Genomic DNA, 18,408 nt, shown 5'->3' on the forward strand with positions numbered 1-18,408 from the left:
TTGAATGAACAGAGCAAATCCGGCGAATCATGCCGGCTGCCATAGAATGGAGGAAACAAATGAGAACATCAGATTTTTATTATGATCTGCCAAAAGAACTGATTGCACAGGATCCGCTGGAAGACCGCAGCGCTTCCCGCCTGATGCATCTGGATAAAACGACAGGTGAATATAAGCATGGTCATTTCCGTGATATTCTGCAGTATCTGAAACCAGGCGACTGTCTGGTCATCAATGATACGAAGGTAATTCCGGCGCGTCTTTATGGTTCCAAAGTCGGAACGGATGCGGCAATTGAGATTCTTCTTTTAAAGAGAAAAGAAAACGACATCTGGGAAACGCTGGTAAAACCGGGCAAAAAATGCAAGGTCGGAACCGTAATCTCATTTGGAGACGGAATTCTGACAGGCGAAGTAGTCGATATCGTGGATGAAGGAAACCGCCTGATCAAGTTTCACTATGAAGGCATTTTTGAAGAAATTCTGGATCAGCTTGGTGAAATGCCGCTGCCGCCATATATCACACATAAACTGCAGGACAAGAACCGTTATCAGACGGTATACGCAAAACACGAAGGCTCCGCAGCAGCTCCGACCGCCGGACTGCATTTTACGAAAGAGCTTTTGCAGCAGGTGCAGGATGCCGGTGTGAAAATTGCACACGTTACCCTGCATGTCGGCCTTGGCACCTTCCGTCCGGTGAAAGTGGAGGATGTCACCCAGCATCACATGCACTCTGAGTTCTATGTGGTAGAAGAAGATCAGGCAAAACTGATCAACGATACGAAAGCAGCAGGCGGCCGTGTGATCGCAGTCGGAACAACGAGCTGCCGTACTCTGGAGTCGGCAACCGGCGAGGACGGCATTTTAAAAGCCGGAAGCGGCTGGACCGAGATCTTTATCTATCCGGGTTACTGCTTCAAGATGATCGACGGACTGATCACCAATTTCCATCTGCCGGAGTCCACACTGGTGATGCTGGTATCGGCACTGGCTGGAAAAGAGCATATTATGGCAGCTTATGAAGAGGCTGTAAGAGAAAAATACCGCTTTTTCTCCTTCGGCGATGCCATGATGATTGAATAAAAAATTCGTTTATGACAAAAATACGATGCTGAAAGAAAACGACCATATAGGAACACCCGCGAAGCCCTATATGGTCGCTTTTTGTCCAGCGAATCTTCTAAATCTTTCTTTTTCCCTGCCGAAAAACAGAAGATTTTATTAAGGTTTCTGAAAACGAGCGGAACTGGGTTGTGTCAGGGAATGTTTTTGCGTATACTGATACGTGTTTGAGACAAGGGAGGACGGATTTTGAAGAGAGACGAGAGAAGAAAGTTTCCATACTATGGTATCCTGCCGCTAATTCTGACGCTGACAGCGAATTTTATCGCTTATTTTGGAACGCGGCCGTTTACCAGTTCGTGGAAACATTACAATATAGAAACGGTGCTGGACCAGCAGATCCCGGTGATCCCGTGGACGATCGTGATTTATTTTGGCTGTTATCTGGTCTGGATTGTAAATTATCTGATTGCCGCAAGCAGAGAGAAAGAATTTGTCTGGCGGTTCTTTGCAGCAGATGTTCTGGCGCGGCTTGTCTGTATGGCATTTTATCTGCTGCTGCCGACAACGAACGTAAGGCCGTCGATCCCGGAACAGGGATTCTGGAATCAGATGCTTGCCTTGCTCTACCAGATGGATGCGGCGGACAATTTGTTCCCATCGATTCACTGCCTGAACAGCTGGTTCTGCTATATCGCAGTCCGTGGAAGACGGGAGATTCCGCGCTGGTATCAGCGGTTCTCTTTCTGGGCGGCACTTGCCGTGTTTGTCTCTACGCTGACAACAAAGCAGCATGTGATTGCAGATGTGATTGGCGGAGCGCTTCTGGCAGAAGTGACGTGGCAGATCGCGGGACGCACGCATCTTGGTGCATGGTATGGCATGATATTGGAACGAAGGAGGTGGAAACGCCGTGCAGAGTAAGAAAAAAATGATCGTGAATACCGTTTTTCTCGTTGTGATTTTTGCGTTGACGATATACGGTGTTTTCCACGGCGAAGACCTTGGCGCAATGATGGAAGCAATGCGGCGGGCAGATGTGCGGTGGCTGTTGCCGGGACTGTTCTGTGTCGTGTTTTTTATCTGGGGAGAATCGATCATCATCTGGTACATGATGCATTCCTTCCAGATTCCGGTGAAGAAGCGGACATGTTTTCTGTTTTCTTCCGTCGGATTCTTTTTCAGCTGTATCACACCGTCCGCAAGCGGCGGCCAGCCGATGCAGCTCTACTATATGAAAAAGGAGAAAATATCTCTTCCGGTATCAACGGTGATTCTGATGATCGTCACGATCACCTACAAAGCGGTGCTGGTCGTGGTGGGACTTGGGCTTGTTCTGTTCGGACAGGGCTTCCTGCACCGGTATCTGACGGAAATCCTTCCGGTTTTCTATCTGGGAATCGGTCTGAATGTCTTCTGTGTCACAGCCATGCTTATTCTGGTTTTTCATCCGGCGCTTGCGCGGACAATTCTGGTTTTGGGACTGAAAATCGTGGAAAAACTGCATTTGATGAAACGAAAAGAAAGCCGCCTGAAAAAACTGGAAGCTTCCATGGAAGTCTACCAGAATACGGCAGCGTATCTTGGCACCCACAAAATGGTGCTGGTCAATGTCCTTGCGATTACCTTTGCACAGAGGTTTGCTTTATTTGCAGCAACATGGTTTGTATACCGCGCTTTTCATTTATCAGGCATTTCCTTTATTGCCATTGTGCTGCTGCAGGCGGTCATTTCCGTATCGGTTGACATGCTGCCGCTTCCGGGAGGAATGGGAATCAGCGAGACACTGTTCCTGAAAATTTTCCCGCCGGTCTTTGGAAGCACGCTGCTTCTTCCGGCAATGGTGCTTTCCAGAGGGCTCGGCTACTACGGGGAACTGCTGGTGAGTGCAGTCTTTACCATCGTCGCACAGCTTACGATCGGGAATACGAAAAGAGAAAAAAGAGGGGGAACTACATATGATAGGGTTCTATGATTATACCGTAATATTAACATATATCAGCTTTGCATCGTCCATCAGCGGCATTTTTCTTGCAACGCGGGGACACTTTAACTGGGCGATTTTTTGTCTTGCTTTTTCCGGACTGTGCGATATGTTCGATGGAAAAATTGCTCGGACGAAGAAAAACAGGACAGAAGATGAAAAGCGGTTCGGCATTCAGATCGATTCGCTCTGCGATGTGGTCTGTTTCGGTGTCTTTCCGATCGTGCTCTGCTATGAGCTTGGCATGACACATTTTTACAGCATTCCGATTCTTATTTTCTACGGTCTTGCGGGCGTGATCCGTCTGGGATATTTTAACGTAATGGAAGAGAAGCGTCAGAATGAAACTTCGGAGAACCGGAAATATTACCAGGGACTGCCGATTACCTCGATGTCAGTGGCTCTGCCGCTGCTGTTCGTCTTTGCGCCGCTCTGCCGCGGATACTTTCTAATCTGGCTGCATCTGCTGGTGCTGGCGGTCGGTGTTCTATTTATCACGGATTTCCGCTTCCGCAAGCCGACGAATAAAGAGCTTGCTGTGCTGGTAGCGGTCGTTGGAGTGGCTGTGCTCCGCGGACTTCTGATCTGGAAGGGAGGAAGAACGATTTGAGACTCTGCGCTTATCCTTACCGAAAACAGGGGAAAAATCATCCAAAGCTTGATCTGATCCGCGAGGAAAATGATATGCAGGACCGTTTTCTACACATGATGTACAGCCATGCCGCCGGAAGAGCCGCGATGCAGCCGCTGGTTCAGCCATTTGTATCTCGTGCGGCAGGCTGCTTTCTGGACAGCCGCTTATCGGTGCCGCTGGTTGCACCGTTTGTAAAGAAAAATCATATTTCACTGAAGGAATGTACCGCAAAGCAGTTTATCTCGTTCAATGATTTCTTTGTGCGGAAGTTGAAAATGGATGCACGTCCGTTTTCCAATGCGCCGCAGGATTTTATCAGCCCGTGTGATGCGCGGCTTACGGTTTATCCGATTCATGAGAACGGGAAGTTTGAGATCAAGAACACAGAATATACGCTGGAACAGCTTCTGCGCGACCGGAAGCTGGCAAAACGGTATGAGGGCGGAACGTTATTTCTGTTCCGGCTTTCCGTGGACGATTATCACCGGTATCTCTTTGTAGATGACGGCGTCTGTTCGACGGAACGGCGGATTGAGGGCGTGCTCCACACGGTCAATCCGGCGGCGAATGATTTTTGCCCGATCTATAAAGAAAATACGAGAACCTACACGCTGCTGCAGTCCGCAAATTTCGGCACACTGCTGCAGATGGAGGTCGGCGCGATGATGGTCGGAAAGATTGTCAATGAAAATGCCGGAGCGGCGAGACGTGTACAGCGCGGCGAAGAGAAAGGCTATTTTGCCTTCGGTGGTTCGACAGTGATCGTTCTGGCACAGAAGGGAAGCGCAGTGCCGGAAAAACGGATCTGGAATTATTCGCGGCTTGGAATCGAAACGCGGGTACGGCAGGGAGAAACGGTTGGAACGGCCGGAAGAACAGGGTAAAAGCAAAAAAATGGATTGTGAGGAAATGATCTTCACAATCCATTTTTTGTTTAAACGTTTTTTATGCCTGCAGCCGTGCCAGATCCTGGTAGAATGTCGGATACGAGATATCCACACAGCCGGCGCGCAGGATTTCCGTCGGTGTCTCTGCGGCAAGCGAAGCGATTGCAAACGACATCGCAATGCGGTGGTCGAGGCGGCTGTCGATTTGGGCGCCGTGGAATGGTTTTCCGCCCTCAATGATCATGCCGTCGTCCGTGCCTTCCAAGGAAACACCCATCGCGGTGAGTTCGTTTACCATGATATCAAGACGGTTCGATTCTTTGACTTTCAGCTCCTCCGCATTCCGGATCACGGTTGTACCGTTCGCTGTGGCGGCAAGAACCGCGATGATCGGGATTTCATCGATCAGGGTCGGGATCAGTTCGCCCTCGATGACGGTGCCGGAAAGAGACGGCGTATAGCGCACGAGAAGGTCTGCAACCGGTTCTCCGCCGGAGTTCTGCTCATTCAGAAGTGTGATGTCAGCACCCATGGCGCGGCAGACGCGGAGTATACCGTCGCGGGTCGGGTTGATGCCGACATTTTTCAGGAGCACCTCAGAGCCTGGAACTATCAGCGCGGCGGCGATGAAGTAGGCGGCGGAGGAAATATCTCCCGGCACACGGACGAGATTTCCATGGAGATCCGGGTCCGGCAGAACCGATGCGGTCAGCCCTTCGGAGGCAACGTCGGCGCCGAAGAATTTCAGCATCAGCTCCGTATGGTTTCTGGAAAGAGCCGGTTCGGTAACGCTTGTTTTTCCGTCAGCATACAGTCCGGCAAGCAGGACACACGATTTGACCTGTGCGGATGCGACCGGCGAAAGATAGGAGATGGCGTGGAGCGGATGGCCGTTGATCGCAAGCGGCGCACAGCCGTTTTCCGGAATACTGCGGATGGAAGCGCCCATCTGGGTCAGCGGATTGATGATGCGTCCCATCGGCCGTTTCTGAATGGAGGTGTCACCGGTCAGTGTACTGGAAAAGTTCTGGCCGGAAAGAATGCCGGAGATCAGGCGTGTCGTTGTTCCGCTGTTTCCGCAGTCGAGAACGGCGGACGGAGCCGAAAGCCCGTGCAGGCCTTTTCCATGAACGAGGATGCGCTCCGGCGTGTTCTCGATCTCAATGCCCATACTGCGGAAGCAGGAGATGGTGGAGAGACAGTCGGCACCCTGTAAAAAGTTTGTGACTTCTGTGGTTCCCTCTGAAATGGCACCGAACATGACGGCGCGGTGGGAAATGGATTTATCGCCCGGCACGGAGATTTCTCCGCGCAGAGGACGTACTGCTTTCTGGAACTGCATAACGTAACTTCCTCCTGTCAAGATATACGCGCTTTTAATTGCGGATATGAATGGTATAGCCATGGTCTTTTAAGACCTTCCGGGCAAGAATGCCTGCCTGCTCTTCATAAAATTCAATGCGGAGAGCACCCTCTTCGAACTCGCGGTTATGCGTAATGCCGATATTTTTAATACTGATCTGGTTGATGGCAAGAATTGTTGTAACGGCTGCGATTCCGCCGGCTTCATCGAGCAGGTCGCAGTAAACGACGTATTCTTTCTTTGTCGGTCCATAGGAAGAATCTTCCATGGAATTCCGGTATTCGCGGGAATTTTCAAACATATTGTAGAGCTCGTGCCCCTTTTTGTTATCGACCAGATACTTTGCCTGGACGAGAAGGCGGATATAGGAATCCAGCACATTCGAGAGCTGCTTCTGGTTTGAGAGACAGATCTGCTGCCATACCTCCGGGGAGGAGGAAGCGATGCGGGTGATGTCCTTGAAGCCGCCTGCAGCAACGGTTTTCATCTGCTCTTCCGGTGTGTCCAGGGATGCGAGTGCATTGACCAGGGTAGCGGCAACGATATGCGGCAGATGACTGACACCTGCGGTGATGTAGTCGTGCTCTTCGTATGTTAAAACCATCGGGATCGCCTTTAAGGACTGGACAAGATCAACGAAAGCGGAAACTGTCGCGATCTCAACATCTGGTCCGGGTGTAATCATATAGTAAGCATTTTCCAGCAGGTAATCGGTGGCGCTGGAATATCCCGTCTTTTCGGAGCCTGCCATCGGATGGCCGCCGATAAACTGGTGCGTCATGCCGAGGGTCTCAACCGCCTGATGGATTTCTCCTTTTACACTTCCGACGTCTGTGATGATACAGCCCGGTTTTGCGATGCCTTTTACGAACGGAAGATAGGAGATGTTGGTGCTGACAGGAGCACATAAGAAGATATAGTCACAGTCGGCAAAGCGGTCGTCCCGTTCTTCCAGCGCGATATCAATCACGCCTTCCTGAATTGCCTCTTCGATCGTCGCTTTGGTGCGGCAGTAGGCCATCAGTTTATACTCCGGGTGAACCTTTCTGAGGGTTTTTGCAATGGAGCCGCCGATGAGGCCAAGGCCGATAAAGCCGATACAGATTTTTTCGGATGTATCACACATAATTCAAGTAGTCCTTTCTGACAATTTTCGTAGGTAAATCGTATAAAAGACATTGTAAAGCATCTGAAATCAAATGTCAAAGATTTCTTGCTTTAAAGCGACAAAGCATTTTTGAAAGGCAGCAATTTTGCTTGTTTTGCAAAATCCGGCAGATTCCACAGAAAAGCCAGATAGAAAAGCGGAAGAAGGGCAGAATAACCAGCTAAAATACATACAAAATTTAAAAATTCAGAAATATATTGTGAAATATGAATAATATACTTGCAAAAAAGCAAAAACTTTAGTAGAATAGTGACTATGATAAGAGGAACGGAAGACGTGAATCTTGATAAAAAGCAGAAAGGCGAATAAGAGCGGCCTTGCAATCTGCAAATTTACTTACATGGGAGGTATTACATATGGACGTTTTTAGAACTGACCGAATCAGAAATGTGGTGCTGCTGGGGCACAGCGGCTCCGGAAAGACAAGTCTGACCGAAGCTATGGCTTATCTTTCCGGTATGACAAACCGTCTCGGAAAAGTGACAGACGGAAATACCGTCAGCGATTTTGACAAAGAAGAAATCAAGCGCAAATGCTCTATTTCCACAACGCTTGTCCCGGTCGTATGGGGAAAAAATAAGATCAATGTTCTGGATACTCCTGGAATGTTTGATTTCGTAGGAGAAGCACAGGAAGCCGCTTCCGCAGCAGATGCCGCTGTAATCGTGGTATCCGGAAAGGCCGGCGTGCAGGTCGGAACCCAGAAAGCATGGGAACTCTGCGAGAAATACAATCTTCCGCGTATGATCTTCGTAACGGAAATGGATCAGGACGATGTCAGCTACCGAGAAGTCGTTGAGCAGCTCACCGAACTGTACGGAAAACGAATCGCACCGCTTCATATGCCTCTGCGTGAAAACGGTAAATTTGTAGGATATATCAATATTGTAAAGAACAAAGGCCGCAGATATATCGAAAAAGATAAAAAAGAAGAATGCCCGATTCCGGATTACTCCGTAGAATATCTGGAGAAGTACCGTGAAACCCTGATGGAATCCGTGGCAGAAACAAGTGAAGAGTTTATGGACCGCTACTTTGGCGGAGAAGAGTTCTCGGTAGCAGAGATTTCCGCAGCGCTTGCCATGAACGTAGGAGACGGCACCATCGTTCCGGTATGCATGGGCTCCCCGGTCAATCTGCAGGGCGTATCGAACCTTCTGGATGATATCTGCGGATACTTCCCGGATCCGTCCACCCGTCCGTGTGCCGGCATCAATCTCAATACGAACGAAATTTTCGAGGCAAATTACGACTTCGCGAAACCGAAGAGCGCGACCATTTTCAAGACGATCGTGGATCCGTTCCTTGGAAAATATTCAATGATTAAGGTTTGCTCCGGCGTTATTAAAAGCGATGATGTGCTCTATAATGTAGATCAGGAATCCGAAGAAAAACTGAGCAAGCTGTACGTGCTCGAAGGCTCCAAGCCGATCGAAGTACCGGAGCTTCATGCAGGAGATATCGGTGCCATCGCAAAACTCGGCGATGCAAGAACAGGCGATTCCCTTGCGACAAAGAACAATCAGGTCCGCTACGGAAAACCGGATGTTTCGACTCCGTACACCGCAAAACGATATAAACCGAAGAACAAAGCCGATGTAGATAAGATCTCCCAGGCCTTTGCCAAGATGATGCAGGAAGACCTGACTATGAAGGCAGTCAATGATTCTGCAAACCATCAGACATTGCTGTACGGCATGGGCGACCAGCACATCGATATTATCGTTAGCAAGCTGCTGGAGCGCTACAAAGTAGAAGTAGAGCTGTCCCGTCCGAAGGTAGCCTTCCGCGAGACGATCCGCAAAAATTCGGATGTAGAAGCAAAATACAAAAAACAGTCCGGCGGCCACGGCCAGTACGGTCATGTAAAAATGCGCTTCTCCGCTTCCGGAGATCTCGAAAAACCATACGTTTTCGAGCAGGAAGTTGTCGGCGGCGCCGTTCCGAAGAACTATTTCCCGGCTGTTGAAAAAGGTATCCAGGAAGCCGTACAGAAAGGCCCTCTGGCTGCTTATCCGGTAGTCGGCGTCAAAGCCGTTCTGTATGATGGTTCTTATCATCCGGTAGACTCCTCCGAGATGGCATTCAAGACCGCAGCGATCCAGGCGTTCAAGAAAGGCTTTATGGAAGCATCCCCGGTTCTCCTTGAGCCGATCGTTTCGATGAAGATCACTGTAGACGATAAATACACCGGCGATATCATGGGCGATCTCAACAAACGCCGCGGCCGTGTGCTCGGCATGAACCCGGATCACAAGGGCCATACGATTATCGAGGCTGATGTTCCGGAACTTGAGATCTACGGATACGGCACAACACTCCGCTCCATGACAGGCGGAAGCGGTGATTTCTCCTATGAGTTTGCGAGATATGAGCAGGCTCCGTCCGATATCCAGGCAAAAGAGATTGAAGCAAGAGCTTCGAAGGTTGAAAAAGCAGAAGAATAAAGCTTTATAAAATAGTGTGATAAAACAGAGAAAATCCGGTTTCGGGAGCAGAATTGCCCGGAAACCGGATTTTTCTGCGGTTTTTGAAGAAAAACGGAGGATATAGGAAAAAATAAATTGTAAAAACAGGGAAAGAGTGATAGAATACAGCTATATGTTCAAATGTGCATGCTGTCCTATGCGGCAGTGTGAGAAAAAAGAACTTTGAACTTGAACATGCAGGAGGTTACCTATGAGTAAAAGATATGAGCCACAGAACATTGAGAAAAAGTGGCAGAAGATCTGGCAGGACGAGAAAGCCTTTGCCGCCACAGATGATTATACAAAACCAAAATACTATGCACTCGTTGAGTTCCCGTATCCGTCAGGACAGGGACTTCACGTAGGTCATCCGCGTCCGTACACCGCACTGGACATTGTAGCCAGAAAGCGCAGAATGCAGGGTTACAACGTTCTGTATCCGATGGGCTGGGATGCATTTGGTCTTCCAACGGAGAACTATGCGATCAAAAACCACATTCATCCGAAGATCGTTACCAAAAACAACGTACATCACTTCAAAGACCAGCTTCAGTCTCTTGGATATTCCTTCGACTGGGACAGAGAGATCAACACGACGGATCCGGAATACTATCACTGGACCCAGTGGATTTTCCTGAAACTTTTCAAAGCCGGACTGGCATATAAAAAAGAAATGCCGATCAACTGGTGTACTTCCTGTAAGGTAGGTCTTGCAAACGAGGAAGTTGTAAACGGCGTGTGCGAGCGCTGCGGAAGCCCGGTTGTCCGCAAAGTAAAGAGCGAGTGGATGCTGAAGATCACCGAGTATGCAGACAAGCTGATCGACGGTCTGGACGGCGTTGACTATATTGAGCGTGTCAAAACTTCCCAGAAAAACTGGATCGGACGTTCCCACGGAGCAGAGGTTGATTTCTCCCTGAAAGATAAACCGGAGAAGCTGACTATCTATACCACACGCCCGGATACCCTGTTCGGTGTTACGTACATGGTACTCTCCCCGGAGCATCCGTACATCGACCAGTACAAAGATGAGATCAAGAACTGGGATGAGGTCTGCGCATACCGTGAGATGGCAGCCAGAAAATCCGATTTCGAGCGTTCCGAGCTTGCAAAAGACAAGACCGGTGTCATGATCGACGGACTTTCCGCAGTCAACCCGGTTAATGGAAAAGAGATCCCGATCTGGATTTCCGATTATGTACTGATGAGCTACGGCACCGGCGCCATCATGGCAGTACCGGCACACGATGAGCGTGACTGGGAGTTCGCAAAGAAATTCAACATGCCGATCATCGAGGTTGTTGCAGGCGGCGACGTACAGAACGAAGTTTACACCGACGTTGCAGAGGGAACTCTTGTCAACTCCGGTTTCCTGAACGGACTTTCCGTTGCGGAAGCAAAAAAGAAAATTCTTGAGTGGCTCGAAGAGAACCACGTTGGAAAAGCAAAAACAAACTATAAGCTGCGTGACTGGGTATTCTCCCGTCAGCGTTACTGGGGTGAGCCGATTCCGATCGTACACTGCGACAAATGCGGTTACGTTCCGGTTCCGGAAGAATCCCTTCCGCTGGAGCTGCCGGATGTAGAGAGCTACATGCCGACCGATAACGGCGAGTCTCCGCTGGCTGCCATGACAGACTGGGTCAACACCACCTGCCCGTGCTGCGGAGGACCTGCAAAACGTGAGACCGATACCATGCCGCAGTGGGCTGGTTCTTCCTGGTATTACATCCGCTATACCGATCCGAAGAACAAAGAGGCTCTGGCAAGCAAAGAAGCTATGAAATACTGGCTGCCGGTTGACTGGTACAACGGAGGAATGGAGCACACCACCCTTCACCTTCTGTATTCCCGTTTCTGGCATAAATTCCTGTACGATCAGGGCGTAGTTACCTGCCCGGAACCGTATCAGAAACGTACTTCCCACGGAATGATCCTCGGCGAGAACGGCGAGAAGATGAGTAAATCCCGTGGAAACGTTGTCAACCCGGATGATATCGTAGCTGAGTTCGGTGCAGATACCCTGCGTACGTACGAGATGTTCATCGGTGCCTTCGACTTAAGTGCATCCTGGTCTCAGGAAGGCGTAAAAGGATGCCGTCGTTTCCTCGAGCGTGTATGGAAACTGCAGGACAGCCTGGTAGACGGAGATTCCTACTCCAAAGAGCTGGAGTCCAAAATGCACCAGACCATCAAGAAAGTATCCAGCGACTATGAGTCCCTGAAATACAACACAGCGATCGCAGCCATGATGACCCTGGTCAACGAGTTCTACAAAGCCGGAAAAGTAACGAGAAAAGAGTTCGAAACCCTTCTGATCCTGCTGAATCCGGTTGCACCGCATATGACCGAGGAACTGTGGGCAGACCTTGGATACGAAGGCCGTCTGTATCAGACCGCATGGCCGGAGTTTGACGAGGAGAAGACGGTAGAGGCAGTAGCCGAGATCGCTGTTCAGATCAACGGTAAAATGCGCGGAACGATCAAAATCGCCAAAGATGCAGATAAAGAGACCGCAATCGCCGCTGCAAAAGAGGCAGTTGCAGACAAACTGACCGGAAACATCGTAAAAGAAATTTACGTACCGGGAAGAATTGTGAATATCGTTCAGAAATAATAATTATGTAAGCTGAAGAAAGGAGGCTGATTCTTGGAAAAAGAGTCAGTCTCCTTTTGCATAAATATTGCTGTTTAGCAAGGAGGGATACAAAATGGATCTTAAAACAATCAGACAGGAAGCGCGTGCCGTCGCAGAGGAGCTGATTACGACGGCGCAGATGAAACCGGGACAGACTCTGGTAGTGGGATGTTCTTCGAGTGAAATTCACAACAGTAAGCTTGGAACGGATTCCAGCCAGGAGATCGGGCAGGCGGTGTTTGAGGCGCTGTATGCGTGTACGAAGGAGCATGGGCTGTATCTGGCGGCGCAGTGCTGTGAGCATCTGAACCGCGCGGTTGTTCTGGAGCGTGCGGCGGCAGAAAAATACGGTTACGAGCCGGTCTGCGCGGTACCGTGGCTGCATGGCGGCGGATCGTTTGCGATGGCGGCATACTATGGATTGGAGGACGCTGTCACCGTAGAGCGTGTGCAGGCGCATGCAGGTATTGATATCGGTGATGTGCTGATCGGCATGCAGCTGAAGGCAGTAGCCGTTCCGGTCCGGGTATCGCAGAAAACGATCGGAGATGCGCACGTTGTCTGCGCGCGGACAAGACCGAAATACATCGGCGGCGAGCGGACGCATTACGCGGAAGATCCGGAGATGAGAAAGTAAGAAACTGTGATTTGTAAATCAAAAAATGCCGTACAGGCGGAGGAAAAATTTCCAACGCTGTACGGCATTTTTGATGGTTGGTTTTACGTTTTATTTCGCTTTTCTCGCTTCCCGTTTTCGCAGGAAGAAAATTTTCTGCTTCCGGTAAAAAGAGGAAATGGAATCCACGAGGATGCTCAAATATCGCAGAACCGGCTCTGTTGCGACAGAGAATACGACCAGCAGCATGATACATTTTCTGGACATATCAGAAATGGCGAACAGTTGGTTCAGATAGGTACTGCAGAAAATGAAGGCAATAATCGAGCCGATCAGGATCGTCCAGCGCATCCAGTTGAGCGGCTTGCTGATCCGGTAGAGAATCATAAAACCGACAATGGCGAGCAGTACGGTGGAAGCGGTCGAAATATCTTCCGAGCCGACCGCAAATTCCTGGCCGAAGACGACGAGTGTTGCGACCATCAAAAAGTCGGTCAGCGCCGCAGGCAGGGCCCGTGTCAGAATGTTCGTGATAAAGTGGCCCGCGATCCGGTTTTTGTTCGGCATCAGCGAGAGCAGGAAGCCTGGAATACCGATCGTAAACATACTGATCAGCGAGATCTGGGACGGCTCCAGCGGATACGTCACCATCGAGATCAGTGAGAAGATGGACAGCAGGAACGAGAAAATGTTCTTTACCAGGAACAGCGTTCCCGAGCGCTGCAGGTTGTTGACAACGCGGCGGCCTTCCAGTACGACAGAAGGCATCTTCGAAAAGTCGTTGTCCAGCAGAACGAGCTGTGCAGCCTGTGCGGCAGCGTCACTTCCGGATGCCATCGCAACGGAGCAGTCGGCATCCTTTAATGCGAGCACATCGTTGACACCATCGCCGGTCATCGCAACGGTCTTGCCGTTTTTCTTTAAAGCCTGGACAAACTGGCGTTTTTGGTCTGGTGTGACACGGCCGAACACGGTGTATTTCAGGATTGCTTCTTCGAGCTCTTCCGGTGTCTTTAGAGTGGAAGCATCAATATAATCCTCTGCGTGTGCAATCCCTGCCTGGCGGGCAACCTCAGATACCGTTACCGGAGTATCACCGGAGATGACCTTGACATGGACACCCTGATCTTCGAAGTAGCGGAACGTTTCCGGTGCTTCTTTTCGGATCGGATTGGAGAGAAGCACGTAGCCAAGCGGCGTGACACGGCCGGAGAGTGCTTTTCCATCCGGTACAGTTTCGGATGTGCCGAAGACGAGGAGACGGAATCCCTTTGAGGTATACGCTTCAATTTCACTCTGATAGCGTGCAAAATCATCGCGGAGAACGAACTCCGGGGCACCGAGCACGTAGGAGACATCCGAAAATGTCACACTGGAATACTTGAATTCCGAGGAGAACGAAGTCATCGAAACGGCAGTTTTGCCGTTGTTGTCTTTAAAATATTCTTTCAGTGCCGCCATAGTAATGTTGTCGTTTGACATGGCAGATGCGAAATCACCGACCGCAAGGGAAAGCTCTTCTTTCTGCAGTGCGGGAGCATTTTTGCCGGATTCTGTATCAGGGACTGAACTGGAGCCGACCAGAATCAGATCATGTACTTTCATATTTGTCTCGGTGATGGTTCCCGTCTTATCGACACAGAGCACGTTGACGCGAGCCAGCGTCTCGATACATTTCATATCATGCACGAGAACCTTCTGCGAAGCCAGCCGCATAACGCTGACGGCAAGGGCAACGCTTGCAAGCAGGTAAAGACCTTCTGGGATCATGCCGAGCACGGCGGCCACCATCGAGGTAATGCTCTCACGGAACGTTTCGTGGGAGACGAAAAACTGCTGGCCGAAGAGCAGAAGACCGATCGGAATGATCAGAATGCCGACAACCTTTACCAGCTTGTTGAGGGAGCGGATCATCTCGGACTGTTCGCCCTCTTTCATGGCCTTTGCCTCGAGGGTCAGACGGGAAATGTAGGAATCTTCACCGACCTGGGTCAGACGGCTCTTGCAGCTTCCGGAGACGATAAAACTTCCGGACATCAGCTCGTCGCCCGGGCGCTTGGTAATCTCATCGGATTCACCGGTAAGCAGCGATTCGTTGACCTGTACCTCACCTTCAAGCACGACGGCATCAGCGCAGATCTGTTTTCCTGCGGTAAATACAACAATATCATCGAGTACGAGATCTTCCGCGGCGAGTGTTACCTCAGCCCCGTCACGGATCGCAGTAGCCTTCGGCGCGTTTAAAACAGACAGCTTTTCCAGCGTCTTTTTCGCCTTGATCTCCTGTACAATACCGATCAGCGTGTTCGCGATGATGACCGGCAGAAACGTAAGATCCCGGAACGAACCGGCAAGGATCAGAAAGATGGCAATAATCAGAAAAATCAGGTTGAAATACGTACAGACATTGCTCTTTACGATCTCGGCCGTTGTCTTGGACGGAGGTTCCACCGCACGGTTGGTCCAGCCGTTCTCGCGGTACTCGGCAACCTGCTCGGCGGAAAGGCCTTCGGAAGGGTCTGCCTCATAACGCGTCGTTGGAACACGGCGGTGAATGATTTCGGGAATTGTTTTGTTCATAACAGTTATATTCCTCTCCGGCCGTCCTGATAAAGAAGAGACAGCCTCACTGTGGTTTGTTTGAAAAAGATCACGTCTGGAATCTTTTTCCATACTAAGAAGTATACCATAGAGCATCGAAAAAGAAATGAAGGAAGTATTAAATTTTACGAAAAAAAGACTTTTCGCAAAGAGGAACAGATAGGAATGTGCGAAAAGTCTTTTGTATTCTGAATTTAGTCCTGTACTTCCTGAAGATTGCGGATGTTCGGCTCCGCCATCATGGAGTAATTGGTGTAATAAACAACGAAGCCCGGTTTGCTTCCGTTTGGTTTGCGCAGGTTTTTCTTTAAGGTGTAGTCGATTTCCACCTTCGGTGCCTGTCTGCCTTTCGAGTAATAGGCGGCGAGAGCAGCGGCCTCTTCGTAGACGGAATCCGGCAGCTCTTTACCGTTCGTCTTTACGATGACATGGCTGCCCGGCTGGCCTTTCGCGTGGAACCACCAGTCGTTGCCGGAGGCGAATTTAAACGAAAGTTCCTCGTTCTGGAAGTTGTTCTTGCCGACATAAATGTCAAAGCCCTCGGAAGAGCGGTAGTGGAACGGATGGGAGGTGATTTTCTGCTTTTTCCCTGTCGGTCCCTTGCGGCGGATGTAGCCGTACTCGATCAGCTCTTCTTTTAACTGCACCAGATCCGCCTCATCGAGCGCAATATCAAGCGCCGTGCTGATGGATTCGAGATGGTCGATTTCCTCTTTCGTCTCGACAAGAAGTTCCTCGAGTGCCTCACGGGTCCGCTTCAGCTTTCCGTAGCGGTCGAAGTATTTTTTTGCATTTTCGCCGGCAGAGAGCGTTCCGTCGAGTGGAATCGTGATTTCCTCGCCGTTATAGTAATTGACGGCGTTCAGCGAAGTATCGCCCGGCTGGCAGCTGTAGCCGTACGTATTTAAAAGCTCACCGTAAATCCGGTATTTTTCCCGCTTGTCGGTGTCTTTTAACTGTTTCTGCTGCAGGTCGTATTTTTTGACATTCCGTTCGAGTGCGGTATTGACGACACGGCGCAGATCGGAAGATTTCTGACGGATGCGGGTGATGCGGTTTTTCATGGCATAGTATGTTTCCAGTACACCGGAGATCGAATCGTATGTTTCCTCCCGCAAATCCTGATACTGCGTCAGTTTCAGTGCGGAAAATTCTTTCGGCTCATCGCCCTGGTATACGATGTTCGGCGTAAATGCGCCGTTTTTGATATCCTCAATCAGATAAGAGAAGGTGCGGAACAGATGAAGCTTCGCATTTTCTTCGAGTGCATTGACCGCAAATCCGCCGTCGATGCCGGCGCGGCAGCAGACTTCCTCCGCCATCAGCGGGCTGAAGCCGGTAAGGGAAGTGTAGATTGCCTTTGCGGCAGCCATCGGTTTCGTGCAGACGAAATCGAAAAATTCTTCTTCTGTGATCGTGAGCGGATCTTTCTTATCCTGCGTGTGCGGAATGAACCAGGTGCGGCCCGGAAGAACCTCACGGACAGAACTCATGTTGGCGGAAATATGTTTGATACTGTCAAGGATCGTATTGTCCTCCTGACAGAAGATCAGGTTGCTGTGTTTTCCCATGATCTCCACAATCAGCTTCTTGCGGCAGATATCGCCGAGTTCGTTCAAATGCTCGAGCTCAAAAATAAGAATACGCTCGAGTCCCGGCTGGGTAACGGAGAGAATGCGGGCGCTGCCGATGTGTTTGCGGAGCAGCATACAGAAATTCGGTGCGGTCATCGGGCCGGGCTTATTGTTGTCCGTCAGGTAGATCAGCGGAAGCGAAGCACTTGCCGAGAGGAGAAGACGGTAAACGGTACGGTTGTTTTTTATTGTAATCATCAGCTCGTCGTTTTCCGGCTGTGCGATCTTGTTGATCTTTCCGCCGACGATGGTCTGATTCAGTTCCTGTGCAATATTTGCAATGGTAATTCCATCAAAAGCCATAGAAAATATCTCCTTTGTTTGAAATTCTAGTATTTTCATTATAATACAGAAAAAAAGATTTGACTAGGCTTTCTGAATGAATTATAATAAATCCGTATGGGTAGATGTATTTTCTGAAAAAGACTTCAGAAGGTACAGGAAAGGACGGATTGTGGCAAAACTGATCAACATCGGATTCGGCAATGTCGTAAATTCGGATAAAATAATAGCAGTGGTGAGTCCCGAGGCGGCGCCCGTCAAGCGTATGGTGCAGCGTGCAAAGGAAAGCAACCGCATCATCGATGCGACGCAGGGAAGACGCACGAAAGCAGTGCTCATCACCGGAGAAGAATTTATCATCCTTTCGGCTTTGCAGCCGGAAACGATCAGCCGTAGATTCAACGGCGGCTGGGAAACAGAAAAAGAGCGAGGGGAATCTGAAAATGAGTAGAGGAATACTTACTGTAGTATCCGGTTTTTCCGGAGCAGGAAAAGGAACACTGATGAAACGCCTGATGGAGGAGTACGACAACTATGCGCTGTCCATCTCCGTCACCACAAGAGACCCGCGTCCGGGCGAGGAAGACGGCGTATCGTACTTTTTCCGTACAGAAGAAGAGTTTGACCGCATGGTAGAAGAGGATGCCTTCCTCGAGTATGCGCGTTACGTAAAACATTCCTACGGAACGCCGAAGGCATACGTAGAGGAGCAGCTGGATGCCGGAAAAGATGTTCTGCTTGAGATTGAAATCCAGGGAGCACTTCAGGTCAAGGAAAAACGTCCGGACACCCTTCTTGTGTTCATCACACCGCCGACCGCCGAGGAGCTGGAACGACGCCTCCGGGGACGCGGAACGGAAACAGAAGAAGTCATCAAAGGCAGAATGGAGCGTGCAAAAGAGGAAGCACAGGGCATGGACCAGTACGATTATGTCCTGATCAACGACGACCTCGAAACCTGCGTAAAACAGATGCATGAGACCATTCAGAGCCAGCATTTCATGAGCAGCAACCAGAAAGACTTTATCGAACAGATGAAAAAAAGTCTGGAAAAATAGAAAGGAGCATT

14 protein-coding genes are annotated in these 18,408 nt (G+C 49.9%); 10 read left to right on the forward strand and 4 right to left on the reverse strand.

The features are described from left to right. Nucleotides 1-59 precede the first annotated feature (59 nt). From queA to DWZ44_RS16240, 5 genes are all read left to right on the forward strand, one after another. Nucleotides 60-1,085, forward strand: a complete 1,026-nt coding sequence (gene queA / locus DWZ44_RS16220; protein WP_117805345.1) for a tRNA preQ1(34) S-adenosylmethionine ribosyltransferase-isomerase QueA — start codon at nt 60-62, stop codon at nt 1,083-1,085. Between the two features lie 228 nt (nt 1,086-1,313). Next, nucleotides 1,314-1,988, forward strand: a complete 675-nt coding sequence (locus DWZ44_RS16225) for a phosphatase PAP2 family protein (protein WP_022461411.1) — start codon at nt 1,314-1,316, stop codon at nt 1,986-1,988. Further along, nucleotides 1,978-3,039, forward strand: coding sequence for a lysylphosphatidylglycerol synthase transmembrane domain-containing protein (locus DWZ44_RS16230; RefSeq protein WP_117805346.1), 1,062 nt, complete (start codon nt 1,978-1,980; stop codon nt 3,037-3,039). The genes DWZ44_RS16225 and DWZ44_RS16230 overlap by 11 nt, the downstream gene beginning before the upstream one ends. Continuing rightward, nucleotides 3,023-3,658, forward strand: a complete 636-nt coding sequence (locus tag DWZ44_RS16235) for a CDP-alcohol phosphatidyltransferase family protein (protein WP_022461413.1) — start codon at nt 3,023-3,025, stop codon at nt 3,656-3,658. The genes DWZ44_RS16230 and DWZ44_RS16235 overlap by 17 nt, the downstream gene beginning before the upstream one ends. Then, nucleotides 3,655-4,566 (forward strand): phosphatidylserine decarboxylase, encoded by a 912-nt coding sequence (locus tag DWZ44_RS16240; RefSeq protein WP_243002131.1) that lies wholly within the window; start codon nt 3,655-3,657, stop codon nt 4,564-4,566. The genes DWZ44_RS16235 and DWZ44_RS16240 overlap by 4 nt, the downstream gene beginning before the upstream one ends. A gap of 61 nt (nt 4,567-4,627) precedes the next feature. On the opposite strand, the gene aroA is transcribed toward DWZ44_RS16240, so the two are convergent. Then, complete coding sequence (gene aroA / locus DWZ44_RS16245) at nt 4,628-5,911, reverse strand: 3-phosphoshikimate 1-carboxyvinyltransferase (RefSeq protein WP_117805347.1); 1,284 nt, start codon at nt 5,909-5,911, stop codon at nt 4,628-4,630. A 34-nt stretch (nt 5,912-5,945) separates the two neighbouring features. Continuing rightward, nucleotides 5,946-7,058, reverse strand: a complete 1,113-nt coding sequence (locus tag DWZ44_RS16250; protein WP_117761564.1) for a prephenate dehydrogenase — start codon at nt 7,056-7,058, stop codon at nt 5,946-5,948. Nucleotides 7,059-7,456: 398 nt separating this feature from the next. Between DWZ44_RS16250 and DWZ44_RS16255 the strand changes: the two genes are divergently transcribed. From DWZ44_RS16255 to DWZ44_RS16265, 3 genes are all read left to right on the forward strand, one after another. Beyond that, the gene (locus DWZ44_RS16255) at nt 7,457-9,547 is read left to right on the forward strand and encodes an elongation factor G (RefSeq protein ID WP_022461417.1); all 2,091 of its coding nucleotides are present in this window, start codon (nt 7,457-7,459) and stop codon (nt 9,545-9,547) included. Between the two features lie 232 nt (nt 9,548-9,779). Further along, a complete protein-coding gene (leuS, locus tag DWZ44_RS16260; RefSeq protein ID WP_117761563.1) occupies nt 9,780-12,185 on the forward strand; it encodes a leucine--tRNA ligase in 2,406 nt (801 codons plus the stop codon). Between the two features lie 94 nt (nt 12,186-12,279). Next, nucleotides 12,280-12,843, forward strand: coding sequence for a TIGR01440 family protein (locus tag DWZ44_RS16265; protein WP_117761562.1), 564 nt, complete (start codon nt 12,280-12,282; stop codon nt 12,841-12,843). A gap of 90 nt (nt 12,844-12,933) precedes the next feature. Here the strand turns inward: DWZ44_RS16265 and DWZ44_RS16270 are convergent, their stop codons facing one another. Then, the gene (locus tag DWZ44_RS16270; RefSeq protein WP_117761561.1) at nt 12,934-15,402 is read right to left on the reverse strand and encodes a cation-translocating P-type ATPase; all 2,469 of its coding nucleotides are present in this window, start codon (nt 15,400-15,402) and stop codon (nt 12,934-12,936) included. Between the two features lie 215 nt (nt 15,403-15,617). Next, a complete protein-coding gene (locus DWZ44_RS16275; protein WP_117761560.1) occupies nt 15,618-17,360 on the reverse strand; it encodes an Rqc2 family fibronectin-binding protein in 1,743 nt (580 codons plus the stop codon). A gap of 151 nt (nt 17,361-17,511) precedes the next feature. Here DWZ44_RS16275 and DWZ44_RS16280 point away from each other — a divergent pair, with 151 nt between their 5' ends. Both DWZ44_RS16280 and gmk read left to right on the forward strand, forming a co-directional pair. Continuing rightward, nucleotides 17,512-17,790, forward strand: coding sequence for a DUF370 domain-containing protein (locus tag DWZ44_RS16280; protein WP_055218332.1), 279 nt, complete (start codon nt 17,512-17,514; stop codon nt 17,788-17,790). Next, on the forward strand, nt 17,783-18,397 hold the full coding sequence (gene gmk / locus DWZ44_RS16285; protein WP_022461423.1) for a guanylate kinase: 615 nt from the start codon (nt 17,783-17,785) through the stop codon (nt 18,395-18,397). The genes DWZ44_RS16280 and gmk overlap by 8 nt, the downstream gene beginning before the upstream one ends. Nucleotides 18,398-18,408 lie beyond the last annotated feature (11 nt).

The organism is Blautia sp. AF32-4BH, from assembly GCF_003460565.1.
GTDB classification, from domain to species: Bacteria; Bacillota; Clostridia; order Lachnospirales; family Lachnospiraceae; genus Fusicatenibacter; species Fusicatenibacter saccharivorans.